Annotated in this window: 21 protein-coding genes and 2 tRNA genes; 11 read left to right on the top strand and 12 right to left on the bottom strand. The window is 67.6% G+C overall.

Annotated elements, in window-relative coordinates; translation table 11 throughout:
• The first annotated feature begins 112 nt into the window (after positions 1-112).
• Together ABZ909_RS16500 and ABZ909_RS16505 are read left to right on the top strand one after the other, a co-directional pair.
• Positions 113-628 (top strand): SRPBCC family protein, encoded by a 516-nt coding sequence (locus ABZ909_RS16500; protein ID WP_356999911.1) that lies wholly within the window; start codon positions 113-115, stop codon positions 626-628.
• A 95-nt stretch (positions 629-723) separates the two neighbouring features.
• On the top strand, positions 724-936 hold the full coding sequence (locus ABZ909_RS16505) for a hypothetical protein (RefSeq protein WP_356999914.1): 213 nt from the start codon (positions 724-726) through the stop codon (positions 934-936).
• Positions 937-1,024: 88 nt separating this feature from the next.
• On the opposite strand, the gene ABZ909_RS16510 is transcribed toward ABZ909_RS16505, so the two are convergent.
• The 3 genes from ABZ909_RS16510 to ABZ909_RS16520 all read right to left on the bottom strand — a co-directional run bounded on the left by ABZ909_RS16510 (position 1,025) and on the right by ABZ909_RS16520 (position 4,012).
• Positions 1,025-1,098 (bottom strand) — tRNA-Met (locus ABZ909_RS16510).
• Between the two features lie 64 nt (positions 1,099-1,162).
• The gene (locus ABZ909_RS16515) at positions 1,163-3,160 is read right to left on the bottom strand and encodes a YhgE/Pip domain-containing protein (RefSeq protein WP_356999916.1); all 1,998 of its coding nucleotides are present in this window, start codon (positions 3,158-3,160) and stop codon (positions 1,163-1,165) included.
• A gap of 93 nt (positions 3,161-3,253) precedes the next feature.
• Positions 3,254-4,012 (bottom strand): protein phosphatase 2C domain-containing protein, encoded by a 759-nt coding sequence (locus tag ABZ909_RS16520; protein ID WP_356999919.1) that lies wholly within the window; start codon positions 4,010-4,012, stop codon positions 3,254-3,256.
• 131 nt (positions 4,013-4,143) lie between these two features.
• Between ABZ909_RS16520 and ABZ909_RS16525 the strand changes: the two genes are divergently transcribed.
• From ABZ909_RS16525 to ABZ909_RS16535, 3 genes are all read left to right on the top strand, one after another.
• Positions 4,144-4,542, top strand: a complete 399-nt coding sequence (locus ABZ909_RS16525) for a chloride channel protein (protein WP_356999921.1) — start codon at positions 4,144-4,146, stop codon at positions 4,540-4,542.
• A gap of 205 nt (positions 4,543-4,747) precedes the next feature.
• Positions 4,748-6,406 carry a DHA2 family efflux MFS transporter permease subunit gene (locus ABZ909_RS16530; protein ID WP_356999924.1) on the top strand — a complete coding sequence of 553 codons (1,659 nt, stop codon included), beginning with the start codon at positions 4,748-4,750 and terminating at the stop codon, positions 6,404-6,406.
• The gene (locus tag ABZ909_RS16535; protein WP_356999927.1) at positions 6,403-6,858 is read left to right on the top strand and encodes a DUF2871 domain-containing protein; all 456 of its coding nucleotides are present in this window, start codon (positions 6,403-6,405) and stop codon (positions 6,856-6,858) included. Before ABZ909_RS16530 ends, ABZ909_RS16535 begins: the two co-directional genes overlap by 4 nt.
• 343 nt (positions 6,859-7,201) lie before the next feature.
• Here the strand turns inward: ABZ909_RS16535 and ABZ909_RS16540 are convergent.
• Positions 7,202-7,275 (bottom strand) — tRNA-Met (locus ABZ909_RS16540).
• Positions 7,276-7,808: 533 nt separating this feature from the next.
• Here ABZ909_RS16540 and ABZ909_RS16545 point away from each other — a divergent pair.
• The gene (locus ABZ909_RS16545; protein ID WP_356999930.1) at positions 7,809-8,348 is read left to right on the top strand and encodes a transglycosylase family protein; all 540 of its coding nucleotides are present in this window, start codon (positions 7,809-7,811) and stop codon (positions 8,346-8,348) included.
• Positions 8,349-8,436: 88 nt separating this feature from the next.
• Here the strand turns inward: ABZ909_RS16545 and ABZ909_RS16550 are convergent, their stop codons facing one another.
• Entirely contained in the window at positions 8,437-9,297 is an 861-nt protein-coding gene (locus ABZ909_RS16550) for an NAD(P)H-binding protein (protein ID WP_356999932.1), read from the bottom strand.
• A gap of 121 nt (positions 9,298-9,418) precedes the next feature.
• Between ABZ909_RS16550 and ABZ909_RS16555 the strand changes: the two genes are divergently transcribed.
• The gene (locus ABZ909_RS16555; RefSeq protein WP_356999934.1) at positions 9,419-10,555 is read left to right on the top strand and encodes an Lrp/AsnC family transcriptional regulator; all 1,137 of its coding nucleotides are present in this window, start codon (positions 9,419-9,421) and stop codon (positions 10,553-10,555) included.
• A gap of 191 nt (positions 10,556-10,746) precedes the next feature.
• Here ABZ909_RS16555 and ABZ909_RS16560 read toward each other — a convergent pair whose 3' ends face one another.
• Positions 10,747-13,731, bottom strand: coding sequence for a UPF0182 family protein (locus ABZ909_RS16560; RefSeq protein ID WP_356999936.1), 2,985 nt, complete (start codon positions 13,729-13,731; stop codon positions 10,747-10,749).
• A gap of 179 nt (positions 13,732-13,910) precedes the next feature.
• Between ABZ909_RS16560 and ABZ909_RS16565 the strand changes: the two genes are divergently transcribed.
• A complete protein-coding gene (locus tag ABZ909_RS16565; protein WP_356999939.1) occupies positions 13,911-14,519 on the top strand; it encodes a PPA1309 family protein in 609 nt (202 codons plus the stop codon).
• Between the two features lie 6 nt (positions 14,520-14,525).
• Here ABZ909_RS16565 and ABZ909_RS16570 read toward each other — a convergent pair whose 3' ends face one another.
• On the bottom strand, positions 14,526-15,551 hold the full coding sequence (locus ABZ909_RS16570; RefSeq protein WP_356999942.1) for a PDZ domain-containing protein: 1,026 nt from the start codon (positions 15,549-15,551) through the stop codon (positions 14,526-14,528).
• Positions 15,552-15,636: 85 nt separating this feature from the next.
• Between ABZ909_RS16570 and ABZ909_RS16575 the strand changes: the two genes are divergently transcribed.
• The 3 genes from ABZ909_RS16575 to ABZ909_RS16585 all read left to right on the top strand — a co-directional run bounded on the left by ABZ909_RS16575 (position 15,637) and on the right by ABZ909_RS16585 (position 19,455).
• Positions 15,637-17,049, top strand: coding sequence for a zinc-dependent metalloprotease (locus ABZ909_RS16575; RefSeq protein WP_356999944.1), 1,413 nt, complete (start codon positions 15,637-15,639; stop codon positions 17,047-17,049).
• 112 nt (positions 17,050-17,161) lie between these two features.
• On the top strand, positions 17,162-18,022 hold the full coding sequence (locus ABZ909_RS16580) for a TOMM precursor leader peptide-binding protein (protein WP_356999947.1): 861 nt from the start codon (positions 17,162-17,164) through the stop codon (positions 18,020-18,022).
• Positions 18,023-18,066: 44 nt separating this feature from the next.
• The gene (locus tag ABZ909_RS16585; protein ID WP_356999971.1) at positions 18,067-19,455 is read left to right on the top strand and encodes an AarF/UbiB family protein; all 1,389 of its coding nucleotides are present in this window, start codon (positions 18,067-18,069) and stop codon (positions 19,453-19,455) included.
• 81 nt (positions 19,456-19,536) lie between these two features.
• On the opposite strand, the gene ABZ909_RS16590 is transcribed toward ABZ909_RS16585, so the two are convergent.
• From ABZ909_RS16590 to ABZ909_RS16610, 5 genes are all read right to left on the bottom strand, one after another.
• Positions 19,537-19,770: a WhiB family transcriptional regulator gene (locus ABZ909_RS16590; RefSeq protein ID WP_040860980.1), complete on the bottom strand. Its 234-nt coding sequence runs from the start codon at positions 19,768-19,770 to the stop codon at positions 19,537-19,539.
• A 220-nt stretch (positions 19,771-19,990) separates the two neighbouring features.
• On the bottom strand, positions 19,991-20,353 hold the full coding sequence (locus ABZ909_RS16595) for a hypothetical protein (RefSeq protein WP_356999949.1): 363 nt from the start codon (positions 20,351-20,353) through the stop codon (positions 19,991-19,993).
• Between the two features lie 154 nt (positions 20,354-20,507).
• Complete coding sequence (locus ABZ909_RS16600; protein WP_356999973.1) at positions 20,508-22,664, bottom strand: ATP-dependent DNA helicase UvrD2; 2,157 nt, start codon at positions 22,662-22,664, stop codon at positions 20,508-20,510.
• A 49-nt stretch (positions 22,665-22,713) separates the two neighbouring features.
• Entirely contained in the window at positions 22,714-23,175 is a 462-nt protein-coding gene (locus ABZ909_RS16605) for a MarR family transcriptional regulator (RefSeq protein ID WP_356999975.1), read from the bottom strand.
• Positions 23,175-23,600, bottom strand: a complete 426-nt coding sequence (locus tag ABZ909_RS16610) for an EVE domain-containing protein (protein WP_356999952.1) — start codon at positions 23,598-23,600, stop codon at positions 23,175-23,177. Before ABZ909_RS16610 ends, ABZ909_RS16605 begins: the two co-directional genes overlap by 1 nt.
• Between the last annotated feature and the right edge of the window lie 95 nt (positions 23,601-23,695).

Raw genomic sequence — 23,695 nt, forward strand, 5'->3', positions numbered from 1 at the left:
CGCCCGGGTCTAGCGGCTTCCCTCCCGTCCACCGGTCGAACCTAACACGGCCGATCGGTCCGGAAGCCGATATTCCGGCCCGGTGTCGTTGAGCCACAGTACGATTCGAGGCGTGGACACCCAGCACCGACGGGTCGTAGTCGAACGGCTCATCGACGCCGCGCCCGAACCCATTTTCGACATCCTCGCCGACCCGCGCCGCCACCACGAGATCGACGGTTCCGGCGCGGTCGGACGCCCGGACGCCACCGCACCCGAGCGACTCCATCTCGGCGCCAAGTTCACCACCCGTATGCGATTCATACCCACCGACCTCGCACCCTCCACGTTCCTCCAGATCTCGATAGCCGCTGTCCACCTCGGCAAACTCACCAACACGGTGCTGGAATTCGAAGAGCCCCACCGCATCGCCTGGTGCAACTTCGGCCGCCACGTCTGGCGGTACGAACTTCACCCCGACCCCGTCGCCCCCACTCGCACCCTGGTCCGCGAAACCTTCGACTACTCCACCAACCTGCTGCCCGAACTGATCGAGCTGGTCGGCTTCCCCGACCGAAATCGCGAATCCATGCAGGCGAGTCTCGCCCGCATCGCCGCCCTCGTCACCGGAGCCGCCGCCGAAGCTTGATCACCCGGGCGCGGCCCTCTCCTCGAGACCCAACGCCGCGTAGCTCGAGTGGTGCGTCCGTGGGGCTTTTGTTGTGTTGCTTGGTAGCCGCACCAATGTCCTATACGGTCACCACCGACACCAACGAGCAAGATGTCCACGACAAAGCAATGATGTTTGGTTGGACGCTCGGCATACGTGCCGCGCTCCTCTGTCTCCGACCAACCTTGCTCGGAAAGACGCTCGGCATGGACGAATATGCTGCCGACCTCGCCGCCAGCTACATGCTGGAACGCCGCGAAACCCCTGCGACGGCACCACATCCATGACACCGAGTTTGGCCAATGATGCCAAACGTGATGCCAAACCAACGCGAAAACGGCCCGGAACCTACAGGCTCCGGGCCGTTTGGCCTAGTAGCGGGGACAGGATTTGAACCTGCGACCTCTGGGTTATGAGCCCAGCGAGCTACCGAGCTGCTCCACCCCGCGTCGGTGAACACAACATTACACACAAATGGGGAAAGGAACCTAATCGACTGGTCAGAGCCGGTTTTCAGGGTCGGGAGGGAATCGGGTGCAGTGTTTCGGGGGTGCGATCGGCGGGGGCCGGATCGGGTACGGGAGTGGCGAGATAGCGGGCGGCGATCATGATCGCCAGGGCGGCGGTGAGGATGAGGAGCAGGGCCGCGATGGAGGTCCAGAACATGCGGTCGTAGAGGGCGATGTCAGCGCGGATGATGGCTCGGCGGGCGAAGGTCATGGGGGCGATGTCTTTGAAGGGGCGGAACAGGAGCGGGGTGGTGCCGGCGGGGAACACGCCGCCGAAGGCGAAGATTTGGAACATATAGAACGAGAAGGCCGCGATGGAACCGGCGACGCGGCCGAAGAGCACGACGAACAGTTGAGCGGTCACCGCTGCCACCAGTCCGACGAGGGCGATGACGGCGATCATGGCGGGCCACTGTTGCGGGGACCAGCCGAGCCAGCTGCCGTAACCGGCAGCGAGGGCGGACAGGACGATGACGCACACCGCGCCGACCGCGGTGCCGCGCAGGACGGGGCCGGCGGCGCGCCGCCAGGGTGAGCGGCCGCGGGCGGCTCCGCGCAAGGGGCGCACCAGCATCCACAGGACGATGGCCGCGAGGAAGGAGCCCATCACTACCAGCACGGGGCCCGCGCCGCGGGCGATCTCCTTGTGGCTGCGGTCGCCATCACGGACCAGCTGGCTGGGTTCCTGGTTGCGAATGTCCATGGTGACGGGCTGGGCCATGATGTCGGCCGAGGCGTTGGGGTCGGCGATGTGGGGTGCGGCAGCCGCACCGTCGCGCAGTCCGTTGTCGAGCTGGGTTGCGCCGTCGCCCAATTGGGCGACACCCGCCCGGAGGTCGCGGCCACCGGCGACCAGCTGGTCGAGGCCCGTGGACAGGTCGTTCGCGCCGCTGCCGAGTTGTGCTGTACCGTCGCGCAATTGGGCGCTGCCGTCGGCGAGGGCCAGCACGCCGGAGCGATAGTCGGCCTTGGGGTCGGTGAGCTGCCGGGCCAATTCCTGTGTGCCGTCGCGCAACTGGGTCAGCTGGCCGACGAGGGAATCGGGGTCGTCGGGCCGTACCTGGCCGATGAGGCTCTTCAACTGGGTGACCGCGTCGGCCACCGCGGGGTCCGGGTTCCTGCTCAACTGGTCGAGCAGCGGATCGAGCTGGGTTGCGAGCCGTCCGGCGGGTTGGAGGGCGTCCAGCAGCGGCGTGACGACCTGGTCGACACCGTCGCGGATCTGCCGCGCGCCGGAGCCGAGTTGATCGGTGCCGGTGACCAATTGGTTCGCGCCGTCGGCGAGCTGGACCGCGCCGGTATGGAGCTGGCCCGTACCGGTCACGAGTTGCGCAGCACCGGTGGCGGCCTGGTCGAGTCCGGCGGTCAGCTGGCCGGAGCCGTCGGCGAGCTGCGTGGTGCCCTGGGCCAGTTGGGTCGCCCCCTTGGCGGCGTCGCCGAGGCCGGAGCCGAGACTGTTGACTCCGACCAGGACCTGACCGGCGTAACCGCGCCCGATGGTGGCCGCGATCTGGCTCTGCGCTTCGGTGACAACGCTATTGGCCACCGCGGGTCCCAGCGTGCCGTTGAAGTCGTTGTACCAGACCATGATCCGAGCATGCTGTGGCACGGGATCGGTCACGCTCAGCACGTTCCGGGTGAAGTCGGAGGGAATGACGACCGAGAAGGCGTACCGGCTCTCCCGCAGCCCGCGCACCGCTTCCGCGCTGCTGACCCGGTGGAACTGGAGTTCACCGCTGGACACCAGATTGTCGAGAATCTCGGTGCCCATGTTCTGGGCCTTGCCGTCGGAGATGCCGCCGGCATCGTCGCTGGCGACGGCGACCGGAATCTGCTTCAGGTACAGCTCCGGATCCCACATGATCCACATGTAGACCGCCGAGACCAGTGTCGGCACCACCAGGAGCAGCACGATCGAGGCTCGCGCGAACGCGGATCCCCACGGCTTGTGCCGGAGCAGACCGCCGAGGTGACTACGGATGGATGTCGATCTGTCTGCCACGGCGAACCCCGATGCTGCGCACTGCCAAATTCGGGCCCAAGCTACCTGGTCACCCGTCCAGAATGTGCGAATTCGGGGAAATACCCGCCCGGCTCAGCGGCTCGCGTCCACCACCAGTGCGGTCGCGTTGTCGGTGCCGCCGCGACCGAGGGCCGTCCCCACCAGCGCCTCCGCCGTGTGACCCGCCGAAGTCCCCTGGGACAGCATCGACTTGATGATCGGCATGCCGAGCTTCTTACCCACCCCATCGGTGCACAGCAGCAGCCGGCCCGCGCTCGACCCGGTGGCCGCGCGCCCGATATCACCCGGCTGCACGGTCCGCACCGAGGTCGTGACGAGATGCCGCATACCCGGCAGCGGGTCGTGCCCGCGCGCCCGGAAGTACTCGGCGACGGTGTGATCGGTGGTCGTGCGGTGCAGCACGCGGCCGTTCCACCGGTAGGCCCGGCAGTCGCCCACCCAGGCGATATCGCAGGGACCATCCAGCTGACCACTGCTCGGCATTACTGCGACCACCAGCACGCTGTCCGCGCTCGACTCGGGTAGCTCGCGCAGCAATTCCCGCTGCGCCGCCATGATTCCGGCCTGCGCACCGTCCCCTACCGCCGCGCGCGCCGCGGTCTGCGCCACCAGCCGCGCCGCCCGGGCCGCCGCCAGATGATCCCCCACCCCGTCCGCCACCACGAAAGCACTCCGCCCCAGCCGCGCATCGGTGAACGCGGCGAACGCGTCCGCATTGATCGTGCGCCGCCCCAGCCGGCTCACCCCCGCCCCGGCCACCAGGCCGAGCCGCGCCTGCGCCTCGGCGTCGACAGCGGCGACATCCCTCACCTCGATGGCTTCGGTGTGCACGACCGGACCTCCTGGGACTCCGTCTCACGGGGTGCTGTCCTGCAGCACTACCCCATTCAACGACCGAAACCCAAGCTCCGCTCCCGAATTGTCTGTGTGCTTGCTGAGGAATTCGGAGGTTCACGAATGACGTGCTACGTCGCGGCGCATACCGGGCGGGTGATCCCTCCTTCCGCCGCTGCCTGGGCACCGCGGTCACCACCGAGATCGTCATCGGGCTGGGCGCGGCGCTGGGCCGGGAAGCCGCGCCCAAGCTGATGGGCGGCGCCCGGGGCAGCGTGCTGAGCCGCCGGTTCGGGCTGAGCGCCGCCCAGCAGCGACTGCTCATCGCCCGTGGCGGCGGCGTGGGACTGGCCTGCGCCCTGGAACTCGCCCACGGCGGCTTCGCCATCCTCCCCGCCATGATCGCCGCCACGGTCGCGGCGACCATGGTCGTGCGACACCTCGACGGCTACTCCATCTATTCCGCGCGACTCCCCGCCCGCCCCGCTCCCGATGCCCCGGTGGAGAACCCCGGCCTGGCGTCCTGAGACGACACCTTCGAAAGCCCTGTGCCACGACCACCGGCGGTCACATCGACGGCGGGACCGAGCCACGCCGGCCGAACCCGGTGCACGGAGCCGTCGTCCCCTTCGCCGGGTTGCCGATCGGACGATCGGGACTCCTTCGAAGGTTGGTCCGGCGTGGACCGATCGAATCTACCGGCGGCCGGTCCGAGCTCGCAGAATCGCAACAATGCAGATCGATCCAAGTACCGCGGCCGACTCGGTGCCGCGGGCCGACCGAAGCGCGTGGATCGGGCTCGGTGTCCTCGCCGCAGGGCTCTCGTTGATCGTCGTGGACGGCACCATCGTCGGCGTCGCCCTGCCGGTGATCGTCACCGATCTCGGCCTAGATCTGACCGATGCCCAGTGGGTCAACAGCGCCTATTCGGTCGTGTTCGCCGCACTGTTGTTGACCGCGGGCCGTCTCGGCGACCGGCTCGGCCGGCGCCGGATGTTCGTGCTCGGCGTACTCGTGTTCCTGGCGGGCAGCCTGATGGCCGCCGTCGCATCGAGCGTTGCGGCGCTGATCCTTTCGCGTGTGGTACAGGGTGTCGGCGGAGCGTTCGTGTTGCCCGCCACCCTGTCGAGCGTGAACGCCACTTTCCGCGGCAAGGACCGCGTCATCGCGTTCGCGGTGTGGGGCGCGGTCATCTCCGGCATGGCCGCCGTGGGCCCGCTCCTCGGCGGCAGCCTGACCACCTACTTCGGCTGGCGATGGATTTTCATCGTCAATGTCCCGATCGGGGCGGCGGTACTGATCGGCACCCTGCTCGCGGTGCGCGAAACCAAGGCCGCGGTCAGCGAACCCGGGCTCGACGTCGACGGACTACTGCTCAGCGCGATCGGGTTCGGCGGGGTCGTCTTCGCACTCATCGAAGGTCAGAGCCTGGGCTGGTGGCGGCCGAACTCCGCGTTCAGTGTCCTCGGAATCGATTGGCCGCGAAGCGCTCCGATCTCGGTGGTTCCGGTCATCGGGCTGATCGGCGTGGTCGCGTTGGTGCTGTTCGTAATCTGGGAACGACACCGGGCGCGGGTGGGCCGGTCCGCCATCCTGGACGTGAGCCTGTTCTCCGTCTCGACCTTCAGCTGGGGCAATCTGACCGCGATGACCGTGGCGATCGGCGAATTCGGCCTGCTGCTCGTGCTGCCGCTGTTCCTGGTGAACGCGCTCGGCCTGTCGACGCTGGGCGCCGGCCTGGTACTGGCCGCAATGGCCTTGGGCGCCTTCGGATCCGGTGCCGCCGCCCGGCACATCGCCGCCGTGCTCGGTGCCTCGAGAACGGTGATCGTGGGCCTGGCCCTCGAGGCGGTGGGCGTCGCCGTGGTCGCGCTGCTCCTCTCCTCGACGGTCTCGCCCTGGCTGCTCGCCGTGCTGCTGGCCGGGTATGGCGCCGGACTCGGTCTCGCCTCGGCGCAGCTGACCGGCACCGTACTGGCCGACATCCCGCCGGAGCGGTCGGGCCAGGGTTCGGCGACGCAGAGTACCGTCCGGCAGCTCGGTGCGGCACTCGGCTCCGCCATTCTCGGCGCAGTGCTGTCGATCGGGTTGGCGCACAACCTGACCGACCGATTGGAATCGGTCACCCAGCTGCCGCCGCCAACGGCACAGCACCTGGTCACCGCGACCAGAGATTCGGCCGGAGGAGTGATCTCCGCACTGCGCGCACAAGGCGACGCCGGACAACTCGGACCCGCAGGACCACGGGTCACCACCGCACTGTCCGAAGGATTCGGCGACGCCACCAGGACCGCATTGGGCGTGGCCGCCGCCTTTCTCGCGCTCGGCCTGGTGAGCGCGACCATCCTGAATTCCCGCACCCACCGAACATCCACCATGGAGAGCCGATGAGGAAGTCGTACTACGCCGCCGTCTGCTACACAGTCCTGGGACTCGTCCTAGGGTTCTTCTACCGCGAATTCACCAAGGCCCACGACTTTTCCGGAAGCTCACAGCTCACCGCCACCCACACCCACGTCCTGGCGCTCGGAACGCTGTTCTTCCTCATCGTCATCGTGTTGGACAAGCAATTCGCGCTGACCTCCGGCCGATGGTTCAACGCCTTCTTCTGGACCTACAACGCCGGGCTGGTCGTGACCGTGGCCATGATGGTCGCGCACGGCATCCTCACGGTCCTGAATCACGATGTCAGTCCTGCCATCTCGGGTATCGCCGGACTCGGCCACATCCTGTTGTCCGTCGGTTTGGCCCTGTTCTTCCTGTGCCTGCGCGGCCCGATAACGACCGCGGCCCGTGAGGCCGGCGATGCGCAGCAGAACGCGGAGCACACGGTCGAGCGCTGAGGGGTTGTCGAGCCGCGATCCCTCGCCTTCGCGAGGGATCGCGATACTCACGTGACCCGAGCGCCGCCCGGGTCGGCTAGCGCCACAGGATTCCGACGATGCCGCCAAGGAACGCCAGCAGCACATGATTGACCAGACGCAGCGGCAACACGGTGAGCAACTCGTCGGTGACCGCGGCGGCGAGTAGGCGGTGCCGAGACTGGGTGTGGTAGCGCCGCTTTACAGGGCACGCGGATCACCTGTCGATTCCAAAGGTTTCGGGCTGATGCGAGCGCCGCTGCCGAGAACCTCGACAAAGATTGAGGGCGGTCCTGGACCTACTGGCCAGGACCGCCCTCATTAGTAGCGGGGACAGGATTTGAACCTGCGACCTCTGGGTTATGAGCCCAGCGAGCTACCGAGCTGCTCCACCCCGCGTCGGTGAACACAACATTACACACGGGCCGGGAGATGCACCAAATCCGCTGGTCAAGCCGGGTTCCGAGGCCCAAGACAGCAGGGTGAGCGAGGGCGGCGGAGCGAATCAGACCGGACGGTTGCCCTTAAAGCGGAGTAATCAGGGTGAAAATCTTCCATTTGAGAGTCTCGCGCGCACGGTCGGCCGCTCATTTGGGCACGAAACGTGACCGGAGTCACAAATTCTTGGTGAGTTGAATCACATCACGACCAGATAACAGACCGATCGGGATTGGCATTTGCAGCATAGCCAACCTGCATCAACGCCGTTTTTCGGGTCATTCGCTTCATGCAATTCTGAAGTTATCAAGACGTGATCTGTCGAGATTTACTCGTTATCGTCAGTTCCGGCCCGGATCAAACCTGAGATGGGCTCCGACCCGAACCGCTGCACTCCGGAAACCCTGTCCCGCGGTCGGGCACCCCGACTCCTGGGGACAGGGACACGGCGGAGCATTTGCGCCGGGCCGGTCGGCGCAGGGAGGGAAAACACCATGAAACAGAACCGGAAGATCAACACTCGCGTCCTGGGCTTCGCCGCCGTCACCGGCGCACTTGTTGCCGTCCCGTTCGGCTTCACTGCAACCGCCGCCGCCGCCCCGACTCACGACTGGGACGGCGTCGCCCAGTGCGAGAGCGGCGGCAACTGGGGTATCAACACCGGCAACGGCTACTACGGCGGTCTGCAGTTCTCGCAGAGCACCTGGGCCGCCAACGGCGGCGCCGGCCTCGCCTCCAACGCCAGCAAGGCCGAGCAGGTCCGCGTGGCCGAGAACGTGCTGTCCACCCAGGGCGCCGGCGCCTGGCCGGTGTGCGGCCGGTACCTGCGCGCGGGCGTCACCGAGCCCGAGCCCCAGGCCGCCCCGGAGCCCGAAGCCATGGCTCCCGTCCCCGCCCTCCCGACCGATCGCCAGGCCATCGTCGATCAGGCCAAGAGCGTTGCCGGCGGCCTCGCCGAGCAGTTCGGCGTGCAGGACCAGTACAACCAGGTCCTCCAGTCCAACGCCGCCCTCATCGAATCCTGGGGCAAATAGCCCGAATCTCCTTCCCCTACCGGAAGAAATGGAAAGGTGCTGCGTCAATGGCGACGCAGCACCTTTCGCTATTCGGAGGCAACAATTCTTATTGTGCGGCAGCAAATTCCGCACGATTATCGAAGGCCCATTCCCGAAAGGTTCGCGGTGACCGGCCCGTGACCTCCGCGACCGTCGGGTGCACCACCGAGGTGAAGGACTCCAGCGCCGTAGCGCGCAGGGCCATGATGGCCGCGGCCATCTCCGGCTCCACCCCGAAGCGCAGCAGATCCGCCCGTGCCCGGTCGGCCGAGATCTCCTCGAATCGCAGTGGGCGGCAGAGGATTTCGGCGAGGGTCTCGGTCTGCTCGCCCGGAGAGAGCGCCTGCGGACCGGTGACCGTGTAGACCCGGCCGGCATGGAGCGGCGGGTCGCCGAGCGCCGCGACAGCGACGGCGGCGATATCGCGCGGATCCACCACCGCGATGCGGCCCTGACCGAAAGGCGCACGGACGGTGGCTGATTCACGGATCAATGGCGCCCAGTGCAGCGCGTTGGACATGAATCCCATGGGGCGCACCATGGTCCACGCGACCCCGCTCGCACGCACCGCGTCCTCGCCGACGCGATGCCAGGCGGGGATCGGGTCGGTCGCGGCCGCGTCACCGGCTCGACCCGAGGACAGCTTCACGATGTGCTCGACACCCGCGGCCGCAGCCGCCCGGGCGAGATTCGCGTCGTGCGTGGGGATCTCGGGGCCCGAGGTCGACAGGAAGACGCGGTGGACACCCGTCAGCGCGGCGGGCAGGCTGTCCGCGTCGCCGAGATCGGCGCGCACGACCTCCACACCGGCGGGCAGGCCGGCGGCCTCGGGGCGGCGGGTGACGGCCCGCACCGGCAGGCCCTCGGCCAGCAGCCGATCGACAACCGCGCGGCCAACGGTGCCGGTGGCTCCGGTCACGAGAAACATGGGTACTCCGTTCGTCAGTGGGTGGCGGGTGTATCCCGTTCCTTCATCCTGCGAACGGCGCGGAATAGCGGCTATCCAGCGTCCCGGATTGCAGATATTTTCCGTATCAGCCTGATCTGCGATGATTTCTTCCATGCTGGACGAGGTGGATCGCGGCGTTGTCCACGCCCTGCACATCAATGGTCGCGTGCCCTTCAACCGCATCGGCGATGTGCTCGGCGTCTCGACCCAGACCGTCGCCCGCCGCTACCGCCGCCTGCGCGCGGAGTTCGGGCTACGGGTGGTCGGGCTGCCGGACCCGGGGCGCACCAGCACCACCCAGTGGCTGGTCCGGCTCACCTGCACCCCGGCGGCTGCGCGAAAATTGGCGCAGGCCTTGGCGAGACGCGGCGACACCAGCTGGGTAATGCTCACCTCCGGCGGGACCGAACTCTTCCTCATCGTCGACGGCCCCGGTCCCGACGCACCCGCGCTGCTCCTCGACGACCTTCCTCGAACCTCGGCCATCACCGGAATTTCCGCGCACTACGTACTGCACACCTACCTCGGCGGCCCGACCGCCTGGCCCGGTCGGCTGACCACTCTGGACACCGAACAACGTCGGAAACTACTGTCACACAATATTTTCGGCCCTGATGAGCCGCCGGTTCCGGCCGCGGCGAGCTCATCCGCCGACAACCGCCACTCGGTCAGGACGACCGAGACGCACAGACCAACCGGGCACGCCGAGATACACAGCTCAGACTCGTGCGGCGCCGGCCGACAGCCGAATTCCCCGGCCGGCGTTCATAAACCGGTCTCCCCCACCGATGCGCCACTGTTCTCGGCATTGCGTGCCGACGGCCGCGCGACCCTGTCGGACCTGGCCGGCGCCACCGGCTGGTCACAGTCCACGGTGGCGCGGCGCATCGCCGACCTGCGGGCTGCCGGGGCGCTCTACTTCGATGTCGACATCGACGATCGCGTCTTCGGCGTCACCACCCGCGCCCTGCTGTGGGCGACCGTCGTTCCGGGTCAGCTCGACGCGGTAGCCGAATCCCTCTCCCAGCACGAGGAATTGGCGTTTGTCGCCGCCACGACCGGCCGCACCAATCTGATCGCCGAGGCGCTCTGCCCCGACCCGGCCGCATTGCACCGCTATCTGACCCGCCGCCTGGGATCCTTCGATGCCATCCACGCGCTCGAAACCACCCCGGTCCTCTACACGGTCAAGTCGACCGCGCCTCCCACTGCGCTTACCTCTCGACCGTTTCCCTGAAATCTGAAGCGCCCCAGCCACACCACCGCCTCGGCACACAACACGAGCCGGAAGGATGCGCGATACACCCACTCGCCGAGGTGCGCGTCACAACCCCGCGGTCCGCGACCACACCGCGAGACATCGCGCCCAGCCCAGGAATGCGAAAGGCGCTGTCACCCAGCGGGTGACAGCGCCCTTGCGCTAACGGGTCAGTTACCCGTCCTCTCGTAGTTGTTCACGGCCGTCTGCAACTGCTCCAGCGCCTTGCCCAGTTGGCCCAGGTCGCCGGACTTCTGTGCGTCCTGAACCGCCTTCAAGGCGTCGTCGAGTTGCTTGACCGCGGCGTCCTTACCGGCGGACCCGGTGGCCGGGGGTGTCACCGGGGCGGTCGGCGGTGTCGCGCCCTGGGTCGGCGGGGTGGCCGCCTGTCCCGGCTGATCGGTTGCGGCGCTGCCGGTTCCGGGCAGCACCTGGTCGAGTGCTTCCTTCACCGTCGATCCGTAGCCGACCTTGTCGCGGTAGCTGGCCAGCACCTTCACCAACTGCGGGAAGGACGGCGCGTTGGGCCCGCCGGTATTGCGTTCCAGGTACCAGGGTTCGACGTACAGGATGCCGCCGTCACCGACCGGCAGGGTCAGCAGATTGCCGTATTTGATCTTGTTGACATTGCCACCGGTCAGCAGGTTCCGGTCTCGGGACACTTGATCGGCCGTCGTCATGGACGTCTGCGTCTGGCCCGGGCCCGGCGTCTGTGAATCCGCGGGCAGCTTCAAAACGGTGATCTTGCCGTAGTTGTCGGGATCCGAATGCGCCTGGATGTAGGCGGACAGGAAGTTCCGTTTGTAACCCACCATCACACTGGTCAGGTTGAACTGCGACTTGCCGGTCTTCGTATCACCGAGCAGGACGTAATAGGGCGGTTGATGCGCCCCGCTGGCCGCACCCTCCTGGGTCGGATCGTTGGGTACCGACCAGAAGGCGTTGTTGGTGAAGAACTCTCGCGGATCGTCCACGTGGTACTTCGCCAGCATCTCGCGCTGCACCTTGAACAGGTCCTCCGGGTAGCGGAAGTGTGCGCGCAGCTCGTCGGAGATGGCGCTCTCCGGCTTCACCGTGTTCGGGAACACGCCCATCCACGCCTTGAGCACCGGATCGGTCTTGTCCACCTGGTACAGGCTGACGGTGCCGTCGTAGGCATCGACGGTGGCCTTCACCGAGTTCCGGATGTAGGAGACCTCCTTGCGGGGCAGCAGACGCCCCGTGGTCTGGTCGATCGAGTCCTCGACGACGCCGTCCAGCGAGGTCTTCTGCGCGTACGGGTAGTTGTCGAGGGTGGTGTAGGCGTCCACGATCCAGACGATGCGGCCCTTCACGACGGCCGGGTACACATCGCCGTCGGCGGTCAGCCACGGTGCCACCTGGGTGACGCGGTCGCGCGGATTGCGGTTGAAGATGATCTTCGAATCCGGTCCGATGGCGCCCGAGAACAGGATGTTGCGCTCGGCGTACTTGGCCGCGAAGGCCAGCCGGTTGAACCAGTTGCCGATCGGCACGCCGCCCGCACCGCTGTAGGTGAATTGGGCGTCGGGCTTGTCGTATTCGCGCGCCGGTCCGCCATTGGCGCCGACGATGGCGTAGTCGGAATCGCTCTTGGAGATCAGCTCGCCGTAATAGATGCGCGGCTCATCGACCGGGATGGCCTGCTCTTCCTTGGGCGTGAACAGGTCGCTGACCGTCTTCTTGTCGCCGACAGTGAACACCGGATAGCCGTACCCGCCACCGGAATCACTGCCCGCGGACTGACCGGCCTGCTGGGATTCCTTGGGCGGAGCCGCGTTCACCTTGTTGGCGGGCGAGGCCACGAAGCCGTTGCCGTGCGTGTACACGGTGTGCTTGTTGATCCAGTCGGTCTGGTTACCGGACAGGTTCTGCGGCTGCAGCTCGCGCGCGGCCACGATGTAATCGCCCATCTCACCGTTGATGGTGTAACGGTCGATGTCCAGCGGATCCGGGAAGCCGTAGAAGTTCTGCAGCTGCAGGTTGCGCTGGATGAAGGTCTGGGTCAGCAGGTTCGGGTCCAGCAGCCGGATGTTCTTGATGGTCTGCTGGTCGGCGGGCACGGTGACCGGGTCCTTGGTCGCCTCGCCCTTGTAGTCGACGTACTGGACCTTGTCCTGGGTGAGCCCGTAGGCCTCGCGGGTGGCCTCGATATTGCGCTCGATGTAGGCCTGTTCCTTGGTGGCCGCGTTCGGGCGCACCGAGAACTGCTCCACCAGCAGCGGCCACACCGCGCCCACCAGTACCGAGGACAGCACCAGCAGCGCCGCCGCCATGGCCGGAATCCGCAAGTCGCGCAGCACGACGCCGGCGAAGAAGGCGATGGCGCAGATGACCGCGATGGACAGCAGGATCAGCTTGGCCGGCAGCACCGCGTTGATATCGGTGTAGGAGCCACCGGTGAAGGTCGGCTCCTTGCGGGTGCTCGACAGCAGCGCATAGCGGTCCAGCCAGTACGCGACCGCTTTGAGCAGCACGAAGATTCCGGCCAGGATGGCCAGCTGCACGCGCGCCGAGGTGCTCAGCGTGCCCTCGCGGCCGGACAGCCGCAGCCCGCCGAAGACATAGTGCGCCACCAGGTTCGCGAAGAAGGCGATCACCACGGAGACGAACAGCCAGTTCAGCACCATCCGATAGAACGGCAGATCGAAGGCGTAGAAGCCGACGTCCAGATGGAACTGCGGATCCGTGACGCCGAAGGAGCTGCCGTGCAGGAACAGCTGCACCGTCACCCAGCTCGACTGCGCCACCAGACCCGACAGCACGCCGATGAGCACCGGGATGCCGATCCCGAACAGACGCAGCCGGCTCATCACCGTGGTCCGGTAGCGGGCGATCGGATCGCCGGGTCCGTTCATCGGCACGAACACCGGACGCGACCGGTACGCCAGTAGCAGCGCCAGCCAGATGATGACGGCCACGACCACAGCGACAACCAGGAACAACAGGATCCGGGTGAGCAGCACCGTGTGGTAGACGCTGCGGAATCCGACCTCCCCGAACCACAACCAGTTGGTGTAGGCGTCGGTGAGCCGGGGCCCGACCAGTAACAGGGCGGCCAGCACCAGCGCCGTGACGAGCAGAATGCGGCTGCGTCGCGACAGCGAAGGTAAGCCGGTCGGGGGGCGCATGCCCACGATGCCACTCTCCCAGGTCCGGCGACGCCCCGGCCGGGATACCGGCACGCAGCGTCGCAGTCCGATGATGCGAGTTGGTCCCAGGGGACCTTTCGCGCCCCACTCTACGTAAAACGCCCGCCGCGCGGCCCAACACCTGCCGCGTGGGCCGGACACGAGCGGGATGCGAGGATTGCCGGGTGAATCCTGAGCAGTGGGCGGCCTCGGCCCTGTACCGGTGTATCCGGGAAGTCGCGGAATATGTCGACGGCGAGGGCTGGGACCGCCCGCCGCAGATGTTCGCCCTGGTACCGACCGCGGACCTGGTCGCCGCCGAACCCGCGCTGCTGGATCAGCTGGACGAGCAGGACGCCCTGACTCCCATCGCGCAGGAGCCCTTCCCCGAGGACATCGCGGGTGAGGCCGACGCCATGGCGCTCGACGAGTTCCTCGCCACCACCAGCTGGCCACCGTCGGTCGCGGGCTGTGTTCTGGTACAGCAGATCGTGGTGCTGCCACCGGCCGCCGAGCAGACCCTCGACGATGCCATCGCGCCCCTGCTCGCCGACCGCGACGCCGCCGACCAGGCCGCCCGCCGCGCGGCCATGACCCACGCCGAGCGCCGCGACGCCCGCCTGTTCGTCGGCGTCCTGCGCGACGGCACCTCGCTGTCGCTGCTGCAGGTCCGCCCCGGCGAGGAGGACGAGGATCCCTTCGCCGACCTCGATCTGCGCACGGCTCCCAACCTCGCCCCGAATCTCGTCGAAGCCCTGCGCCACACCCTCGAGAACGACCCCGACGACTTCTGAACGAGGTCAGCCGCAGCTGGTGACTTCCTTGCCCGCGTTGATGTCCTCGAGCGATTGGACTGCGCCGGACAGGTTTTCGACCTTGACCAGGCGCAGGCCCGCAGGCGTGCGCTGAGCGGCCTCGTTGCAGTTGGCGGCGGGAACCATGAAGGTCTCGGCGCCGGCTTCGCGGGCGGCGATCATCTTGTACTGGATGCCGCCGATCGGGCCGACCTTGCCGTCGGGGTCAATGGTGCCGGTGCCCGCGACGAACTTGCCGCCGGGCAGGTCACCGGTGGTGAGCTTGTCGATGAGGGCCAGGGTGAACATCAGGCCCGCGGACGGGCCGCCGATCTCACCGAGGTTGAAGTCGACCTTGATCGGACCCTTGTTGACCTCGTCGGGGGTGATACCGAGGTAGCCCTTGCCGGAATCGTCGGGGCGCGCGCCCAGGGTGATCTCGGCGGTCTGCTCGACACCATCGCGGCGGACGACCACGGGGATGGTGGTGCCGGGCTTGGCCGAGGAGACCGCGGTCACAACGTCTTTGGTGGTGGCGATCGGTTTACCGTCGATGCTGACGATCTCGTCGCCCTTCTTCAGCATGCCCTTGGCCGGGCCGTCGTCGGCGACATTCGCCAGCTGCACCGCGGTCGGCAGCTTCAGATAGTTGAGGGCCGCCAATTCCGCGGAGTCCTCGGAATCCTTGAACTGCTGCTGATTGGATTTGTCGACATCATCACGCGACTGCCCCGGCGGGTAGACCTCCGCGCGCGGCACCAAACCGTGCTGGCCGTCGATCCACAAGCCGATCGCCTCGAAAATATTCAGCCGATCGCGAACTGAGACGGTCGTCATATTCAGATTGCCGGACACCGATTTCACCGGCGCGCCCTGCACATCGACCACCTGTTTTCCGTCGACTTCGCCCAGCGTATTGAAGGTCGGCCCTGGTCCGAGCGCCACGAACGGAACGGTGACGACACTGCCCAGTATGCCCAGCGCCAGAATCGGGACCAGAGCGGCGAGCAGGGTGAATATCCGACGGTTCACGCGGCCAAGGGTACTGGTCATCGAGGCCATTGCCGCGCTCCGCTCGGCGGTTCGCGTCGTCCGCGGCTCCAGTACCGTAGTGGGTATGAGTGATTTTCCGTTCGGATTCTCGAATCGCGACGACGATCCGGAGCGCAAGCCCGGGGACCAGTCCAGCGGTTCTGATGCGAACAACCCGTTCGGATTCGCCATGGGCGGTCCGGGCGGCGGCGGATTCGATCCCTCGCAACTCGGTCAGATGCTGACGCAGCTGGGTGCCATGTTCTCGAGCATGGGACAGCCGGGCGCACAGACCGGTCCGGTCAATTACGACATCGCCAAGCGGCTGGCCCGCCAGCAGCTCGGGTCCAGTGTCCCGCCCGTCTCGTCCGGCGCGCAGAGCGCGGTCGCCGACGCGGCGCACCTGGCGGAGCTGTGGCTCGACGCCGCCACCACCTTCCCCGCGGGCGCGACCAAGACCGTCGCGTGGACCGCCAACGACTGGATCGAGGAGACGCTGCCCACCTGGAAGCGGCTGTGTGATCCGGTAGCCGAACAGGTTTCGGGCATGTGGACCGCCACGCTCCCGGCCGAGGCCAGGGAATTCGCGGCGCCGATGTTCGGAATGCTCGGCCAGATGGGCGGACTCGCATTCGGCTCGCAGCTGGGCCAGGCCCTGGGCCAGCTCGCCAAGGAGGTGCTGACCTCCACCGACATCGGCCTGCCGCTGGGTCCCGACGGCACCGCGGCGCTGCTGCCCGCGGCCATCTCGGAATTCAGCGCCGGGCTCGAGCAGCCGGAGAGCGAGATACTGGTCTACCTGTCCGCCCGCGAGGCCGCGCACCAGCGGCTGTTCGCGCACGTGCCGTGGCTGCGCCAACAGGTGCTGGGCGCGGTCGAGGACTACGCGCGCGGCATCAAGATGGACTTCTCGGCCATTGAGCAGGCCGCCCAGAACCTGGATCCCATGGCGCTGGCGCAGGATCCGTCGAAGCTGGAAGAACTGCTGTCGCAGGGCACTTTCGAACCGCAGACCACCCCCGAGCAGAAGGCCGCGCTGGAGCGGCTGGAGACGCTGCTGGCCCTGATCGAGGGCTGGGTGGAGACCGTGGTCACCGATGCGGTGGGCGATCGGCTGCCCGGTGCAGGCGCGCTGGCCGAGACGCTGCGCCGTCGCCGCGCCACCGGCGGGCCGGCCGAGCAGACCTTCGCGACGCTGGTCGGCCTGGAGCTGCGGCCGCGCAAGGTGCGCGAGGCCGCGGCGCTGTGGCGGCGACTGACCACCGACGCCGAGCTGGAGAAGCGCGACGGCGTATGGGCGCACCCGGACCTGCTGCCCGACTCCTCCGATCTGGACGCCCCGACGGGCTTCATCGATTCGGTGCTGGGCGACGGCGCGGGCGCGTTCGACGATCCGCTGGCGCAGCTGGCCGAGACGGAGGCGCGGGAGCGCGCAGAAAAGGAAGGCAAGGGCGAGGATTCCACCGGCGACAAGCCCGAGGGCGACGCTACCGCCTGACCTGTGGAATGGGCGCAAGGCCCTGACCCGAGTTGTGGACAACCCGCGAAAGCGCTGATGAACAAGCGTTTTCGCGGGTTTCCGCGCTTCCGGGAGCGTGCACGCTGATGGCATGACGACTGTGCTGCCGACCCGTGGACCGATGCTCCATCCCCGAATCACCGTGCTGATGCGCCCGAATGGCGCGGTACAGCTCGGCTGGGATCCCGAGCACGCGGTCATCGTGCAACCGCCGGGGCCGATCGAGGCGGTGCCGGCGTTGCTGCGGCTACTGGACGGGTCCCGCACCGAGGCCGAGATTCTCTGGCAGGCCCGGGAATTGGGATTCGGGACCGATATCGCGCAGTCACTGCTCGAGCAGATGGCGGCCGCGGAGCTGCTGGCCGCGGATGAGCCGCGCGCGCGGTTGCGGAAGGTGCGGGTCCACGGCCGCGGGCCGCTGGCCGACGCACTGCTGGACGGCCTGCGCCGAATCGGCCTGCGGGCCAAGCACTCCCACGCGGGCTTCGGCGAGCCCGGCATCGAGAGTCTCGAGGCGGATCGGCCGGATCTGCTCGTGCTGGCCGACACCCTGGTCCCGGATCCGGCTCTGGTGGCCGTGCTCATGCGCCGCCGCCTTCCTCATCTGCAGGTCCGCATCCGCGATGGGCGCGGGATCGTCGGCCCGCTGGTGCTGCCGGGCGAAACCGGTTGTCTGCGTTGCGCGGACATGTATCGCGCCGAGTCCGAACCGGCGTGGCCGCAGCTGGCGGCGCAGTTACTGGGGCGGGTCGGGTATGCGTCCCCGGCGGGGGTGGCCATGACCGCGGCCCTGGCGCTGAGGGAGATCGAGACCGTGTCCTTCGGCCGGGCGGAGCGCCCACCGGCCACGCTGCATGCCACGCTCGAATTGGATCCGGAGATTCCGCACCTGGATCGGCGTCCGTGGCCCGTCCATCCGAACTGCGGTTGCCGCGAAAGCGAAGGAGTGTGATGGAAACCACTATCGCCGCTCACCCGGAAGAACACCCCAATCCAATGGCGAACCGTCTGGGACATCGGCATGATGGGAACGTGTCAGAGATTGTGAGCAAGCGCTCTTCCCGCAATGCCAAGCTGGCCAAGATTCCACTCGGCATCGCAGGGCGGGCGGCCGTGGGTTTCGGCCGCAAACTTGCCGGGGGAGACAAGCAGGAGATCAACGCCGAGCTGAATCAGAAGGCCGCCGAACAGCTCTTCGCCGTCCTCGGTGAGCTCAAGGGCGGCGCCATGAAGTTCGGTCAGGCGCTGTCGGTAATGGAGGCCGCCGTCCCGGAGGAGTTCGGCGAGCACTATCGCGAGGCGCTCACCAAGCTGCAGGCCGCCGCGCCGCCCATGCCGGCCGCGGCCGTGCACCGGCAGCTGGACCAGCAGCTGGGAACCGGCTGGCGGCAACGCTTCCGGGAATTCGACGACGCGCCCACCGCCTCGGCCAGCATCGGCCAGGTGCACAAGGCGATCTGGTCCGACGGCCGGGTGGTTGCGGTGAAGGTGCAGTACCCGGGTGCCGACGAGGCGCTGCGCGCCGATCTCAAGACGCTCAACCGGATGGCGGGCATGATGGGCGCGCTCATTCCGGGCGCCGACATCAAGCCGATCCTCGCCGAGATCAGTGAGCGCACCGAGGAGGAGCTGGACTACCGGATCGAGGCCGGGCATCAGCGCCAATTCGCCCGGGCCTACGACGGGCACCCGCGCTTCCTGGTGCCGAAGGTGGTGGCCAGCGCGCCGAAGGTGATCGTCACCGAGTGGCTGGACAATGCCACCCCGGTCTCGAAGATCATTCAGCGCGGCATGGCGGACCCGGCCGGAACGGTCGATCTGCGCAATCGGACGGCCTCACTGATGGGCGAATTCCATTTCAGCTCACCGTCGATCGCGGGCCTGCTGCACGCCGATCCGCATCCGGGCAACTTCATGGTGCTCGAGGACGGCCGCCTCGCGGTCATCGACTACGGCGCCTGCGCTCCGCTGCCCAATGGCTTCCCCAAGATCCTGGGCCAGATGGTGGCGCTCGAGGTCCAGCAGCGCTACGACGAACTGACGGCGCTGTTGCACGACCACGGCTGGGTCATCCCGGGCAAGACCGTGAGCATCCAGGAGATCCAGGACTACCTGCGCCCCTTCAGCGACCCCATCAAAACCGAAACCTTCCACTTCACCCGCCGGTGGATGCAGCGCGTGGCGGGCAAGGCCACCGACATCTCCAACGCCGACATGATGAAAACCGCTCGCTCCCTGCAACTCCCGGCGGAACACGTGATGATCTTCCGAGTCCTCGGCGGCTCGGTAGGCATCTGCGCCCAGCTCGACGCCGAAATCCCGTTCATGAAGCTCATGAACGACTGGGTCCCCGGCTACGTCGAGACCCTCCGCGCCGCGAGCTGAATTCCCCTGAGACGCAAAACGACCCGCCTACCGTCTGGTAAGCGGGTCGTATGCGTTCTACTCCCCCGGAAGCCGGGGCGGTCATGCCACCGCGACCTTGCGCGGGCGGCCACGCGGGCGCTTGCGGGCGATCACGACACCCTGGTCGAAGATCTCACCGCCCCAGACGCCCCAGGGCTCACCGCGATCCAGTGCGGCCGACAGGCAGCCCTGACGGATCGGGCAGGACGCGCACAGCGCCTTCGCCTCTTCCAGCTGGGCGGGGGCCTCGGCGAACCAGAGGTCCGGGTTGCCGACTCGGCAGGGCAGGGTCATGGTGACTCCCCGGCGGGTGCGGGTCGTCGTGTTGGCCACGGTGTTGCGGCATGTCACTCGTTCACGGATGACCGTGGTGGACACGTCGGGCTCCTTCAGCTCGTGCATCGGTCGTTCGGTGTTTCGCGAAACCGGTGCCGGTGGCTGCAGGGCCGATAAAACTATGGCCACGGTTTCGCGGGGTTCGCGATCCGTGGCCAGGAGGTCTGGGAGTAGTTCCCTACCTGAGTCGACTTCGGTGTCGACTCCTGATCACGGTCGCTGGGTCGGTAGTACGGGGACGGGCTGCCAGCAGATGCACCGGACGCTCGGTTCCGGTTGCGGCTGCGAGGGTTTCGACGGCCGCGTACACGGCTGCCGGGTGCCAGTCACCCTTGGGCTTGTCCTGCTTGATCACAATCTGCTGATCCGCTTGGGCTTTGCTTGCAAAGACCTGAAGACCAAGATCGCCATTCACGCCGGACATACGAATCCCCTTGGGCGCGAGGATCCCCCGGGAGACGGACGCGACGGACATGACACGTACCGTCGCCAGACGGCCGGCGATGCTGCCGGTCGAAACGAAGCTCGAAATGTTGTTCATCGGTCTGCCTCCCTCCTTCACTCGTATGCGATCAGTGCTTGAAACACGCGGGTTCTTCCCCGGTGCGTGAGATCCACACTAGGTATCTATACGGATGCACACAACCTATTTTTGACCTGCGGTTTTAGGGGCTTGCACACATTCTTCGCATGGACTAGGAAAAGTCCCGTAGCCGCGATCGGACGATCGCGAGGACATCGGCGCCGTATGTGCGCAACTTTTTGGCCCCGATGCCGGGGATCGCCACCAGGGCTCGGTCGTCGGCCGGGCGCTGTTCGGCGATGGCGGTCAGGGTCGTATCACTGAACACCACAAAATGTGGCAGTAACAGCTCGTCGGCCTTCTCGCGCCGCCATTCCTTCAGTGCTTCCAGTAGTTCCGGGTCGATGTCGGCGGGGCAGCGAGAGCAGCGGCCGAGCATGGTGGCCTGGGTATTGAGCAGCGGCCGACCGCAGATGCGGCAGGTCGGGTGGACGCGCTTGGGACCGTTGCGGCGTTCGGTGGTGTGGGCGGCGATGCGCGAGGCCGGGGAGTCGTCGGGGACCAGGCCGACGAGGAAGCGGGAGCGCCGGCGCACCTTGCGGCCGCCCGCGGAACGGGCCAGGGCCCAGGACAATTGGAGGTGTTCCCGGGCACGGGTGACGCCGACGTAGAGCAGGCGGCGTTCCTCCTCGAGGGCGGCTTCGTCGGAAACCGTTGCGTCCGGGCCGAGTACGTGCTGGATGGGCAGGGTGCCGTCGGCCAGGCCGACCAGGAAGACGGCGTCCCACTCCAGGCCCTTGGCAGCGTGCAGCGAGGCCAGGGTGATGCCCTGCACGGTCGGTGGGTGCCGGGCCTCGGCGCGGGCGGCCAGCTCGCGCAGCAGGCCGGTCAGTTCCAGGTCCGGATCCTGTCCGACGAGTTCCTCGGTGAGCTGGACCAGTGCCATCAGCGAGGACCAGCGTTCACGGGCCTGGGCGCCGACCGGCTCCTCCTTGGTGAGCCCGACCTGGGCCAGCGCCGCGCGCACCAGGGTGACCAGCTGCTCGCCGCGGGCGTCGGGCAGGTCGTCGCGATTGGCGGCCGTGCGCAGCGCCGACACCGCCTGCCGCACCTCGGGCCGGTGGAAGAAGCCCTCGCCGCCGCGCACCTGAAACGGGATGCCGGCCTCGGTGAGTGCCTGCTCGTAGGCCTCCGATTGCGCATTGATGCGGTATAGGATCGCGATTTCCGCTGCGGGAACGCCGTTTCCGAGCAGTTTGGCCACCGCCTTGGCGACGGCGGCGGCCTCGGCAGGCTCGTCGTCGAATTCGGCGAAGGTCGGTTCCGGGCCGTCGGCGCGCTGGCCGATGAGCTGCAGCCGGGTGCCCGCGATGCGGCCGCGGGCCGCGCCGATCACCCGGTTGGCCAGCGACACCACCTGCGGGGTGGAGCGATAGTCGCGTTCCAGGCGGACCACGGTGGCGTCGGGGAAGCGGCGGGAGAAGTCGAGCAGATACGCCGGGCTGGCTCCGGTGAAGGAGTAGATGGTCTGGTTGGCGTCGCCGACCACGGTCAGGTCGTCGCGATCGCCGAGCCAGGCGTCGAGCACCCGCTGCTGCAGCGGGGTGACGTCTTGGTACTCGTCCACCACGAAACACCGGTAGCGGCCGCGGAACTCCTCGGCCACGGACGAATAGTCCTCGAGCGCGGCCGCGGTGTGCAGCAGCAGATCGTCGAAATCGAGCAGCAGCCCGTCGGGGGTGTTCTTCAGGGCCTCGTAGTAGGTGTAGACCGCCGAGACCTTCTTCGCCTCGTAGGGCATATCGCGGTGGCGGCGGGCCGCCTCGCCGACGTAGTCCTCGGGCGCGACGAGCGAGCCCTTGGCCCATTCGATCTCACCGATCAGGTCGCGCAGGCTATCGGTGTCGGTGGGCAGCCCGGCCCGGCCGGCGGCCTGGGCCACGATGGGGAACTTGCCGTCGATCAGCCGCCACGACACATCACCGACGACCTGTGGCCAGAAGTATTTGAGCTGCCGCATGGCCGCGGCGTGGAAGGTCCGAGCCTGCACCTGCCCCGCCTCACCACTCAAACCCAGTGCCCGCAGCCGATTCCGCAGCTCGCCCGCCGCGCGGGCGGTGAAGGTCACCGACAGCACCTGGTCGGCGCGCACATGCCCGGCCGAGACCAGGTGCGCGATGCGATGGGTGATGGTGCGCGTCTTGCCGGTGCCCGCGCCCGCCAGCACGCAGACCGGTCCCCGGGGTGCGCGCACGGCCGCGGCCTGCTCGGCATCGAGGTCGTCGAGCCGGAGCTGGGCCTGGGTGGTCGCGGCAGTCACGCGATCCATCATGACAGTGCCCTCCGACAGGTGTGGCCGCTGCTGTGGGAGACCTGGACTAGCCGCGGTCGCGAAGCTGGCGCAATGCCGCGGTGAAGCGGGAGGTGCGGTCGCCGAGGGGGGCGAAGAAGTCGCGGTCGCAGGTTTCGACGGCGCCGATGGCCCGATTGACCAGGGCCGCACCGGATTCGGTGGGGACGAGGGATTTGGCGCGGCGGTCGGTGGGGTGGTCGCGCCGTTCCAACAGGCCCTTCTGTTCCAGGGTGCGCAGCACCTGGGAGGTCATCATGGGGTCGGTGGCGGAGTGGTCGGCGAGGTCGCGCTGGGTGACGGGATCGCCGCCCGACCGGCTGGTGAGCCAGGTCAGGGAGGCGAGCAGGACGAATTGGACGTGGGTCAGGTCGAAGGGGGCCAGTGCCGCGCGTTGCGCGGCCTGCCAGCGGTTGGTCACCTGCCAGAGCAAGAGACCGGGGCTTTCGTCGGCGTGCTCGAATTCGGTGCGTAGTCCGTCATTCGCCATCACTGCCCGACCATAGCGCGAGAGATGAGGTCGAAATCGTGGGCGGTGAGCTCGACCAGACCGCGGCGCAGCACGATCCCCCAGTTGGGGACGCTGGTCAGGTCGAGCTCGGTGCGCAGGTCGTCGATGGCGACCTGGCGGGCCGTGCGGTCGTAGTCGACCGCACGCCGCCAGGGGCGGAAGCAGCCGCCCTGTTCCTCGACCTGCCAGGCCGGGCCATCGGCGACGGTGCCGATGGCGGTGAAGGATTTGATCGGTTCACCCTCGCGCATGCCGGTGCGGGGCGAGTAGTAGACGAGTCCGTCCCCGGCCTTCATGCGTTCCACGGCGGCGCGCTTGCCGTGATTGGCCTGCGCGAAGCCGAGTTCCACACCCCGGCGGACATGATCGCGGGAGACGACCGCGAGCCAGTACCTGGTACTCATACCAGCACCGCCTCGGCGGCCGCGACCAGCGCCTCGACATCGCCCTGCAGGGTCTTGGCGAGATTGCCGCCCATGATCTTGTTCCAGAGGCCGCG

It is taken from the genome of Nocardia sp. NPDC046763, assembly GCF_040645495.1.
In the GTDB taxonomy this organism is placed as follows: Bacteria; Actinomycetota; Actinomycetes; order Mycobacteriales; family Mycobacteriaceae; genus Nocardia.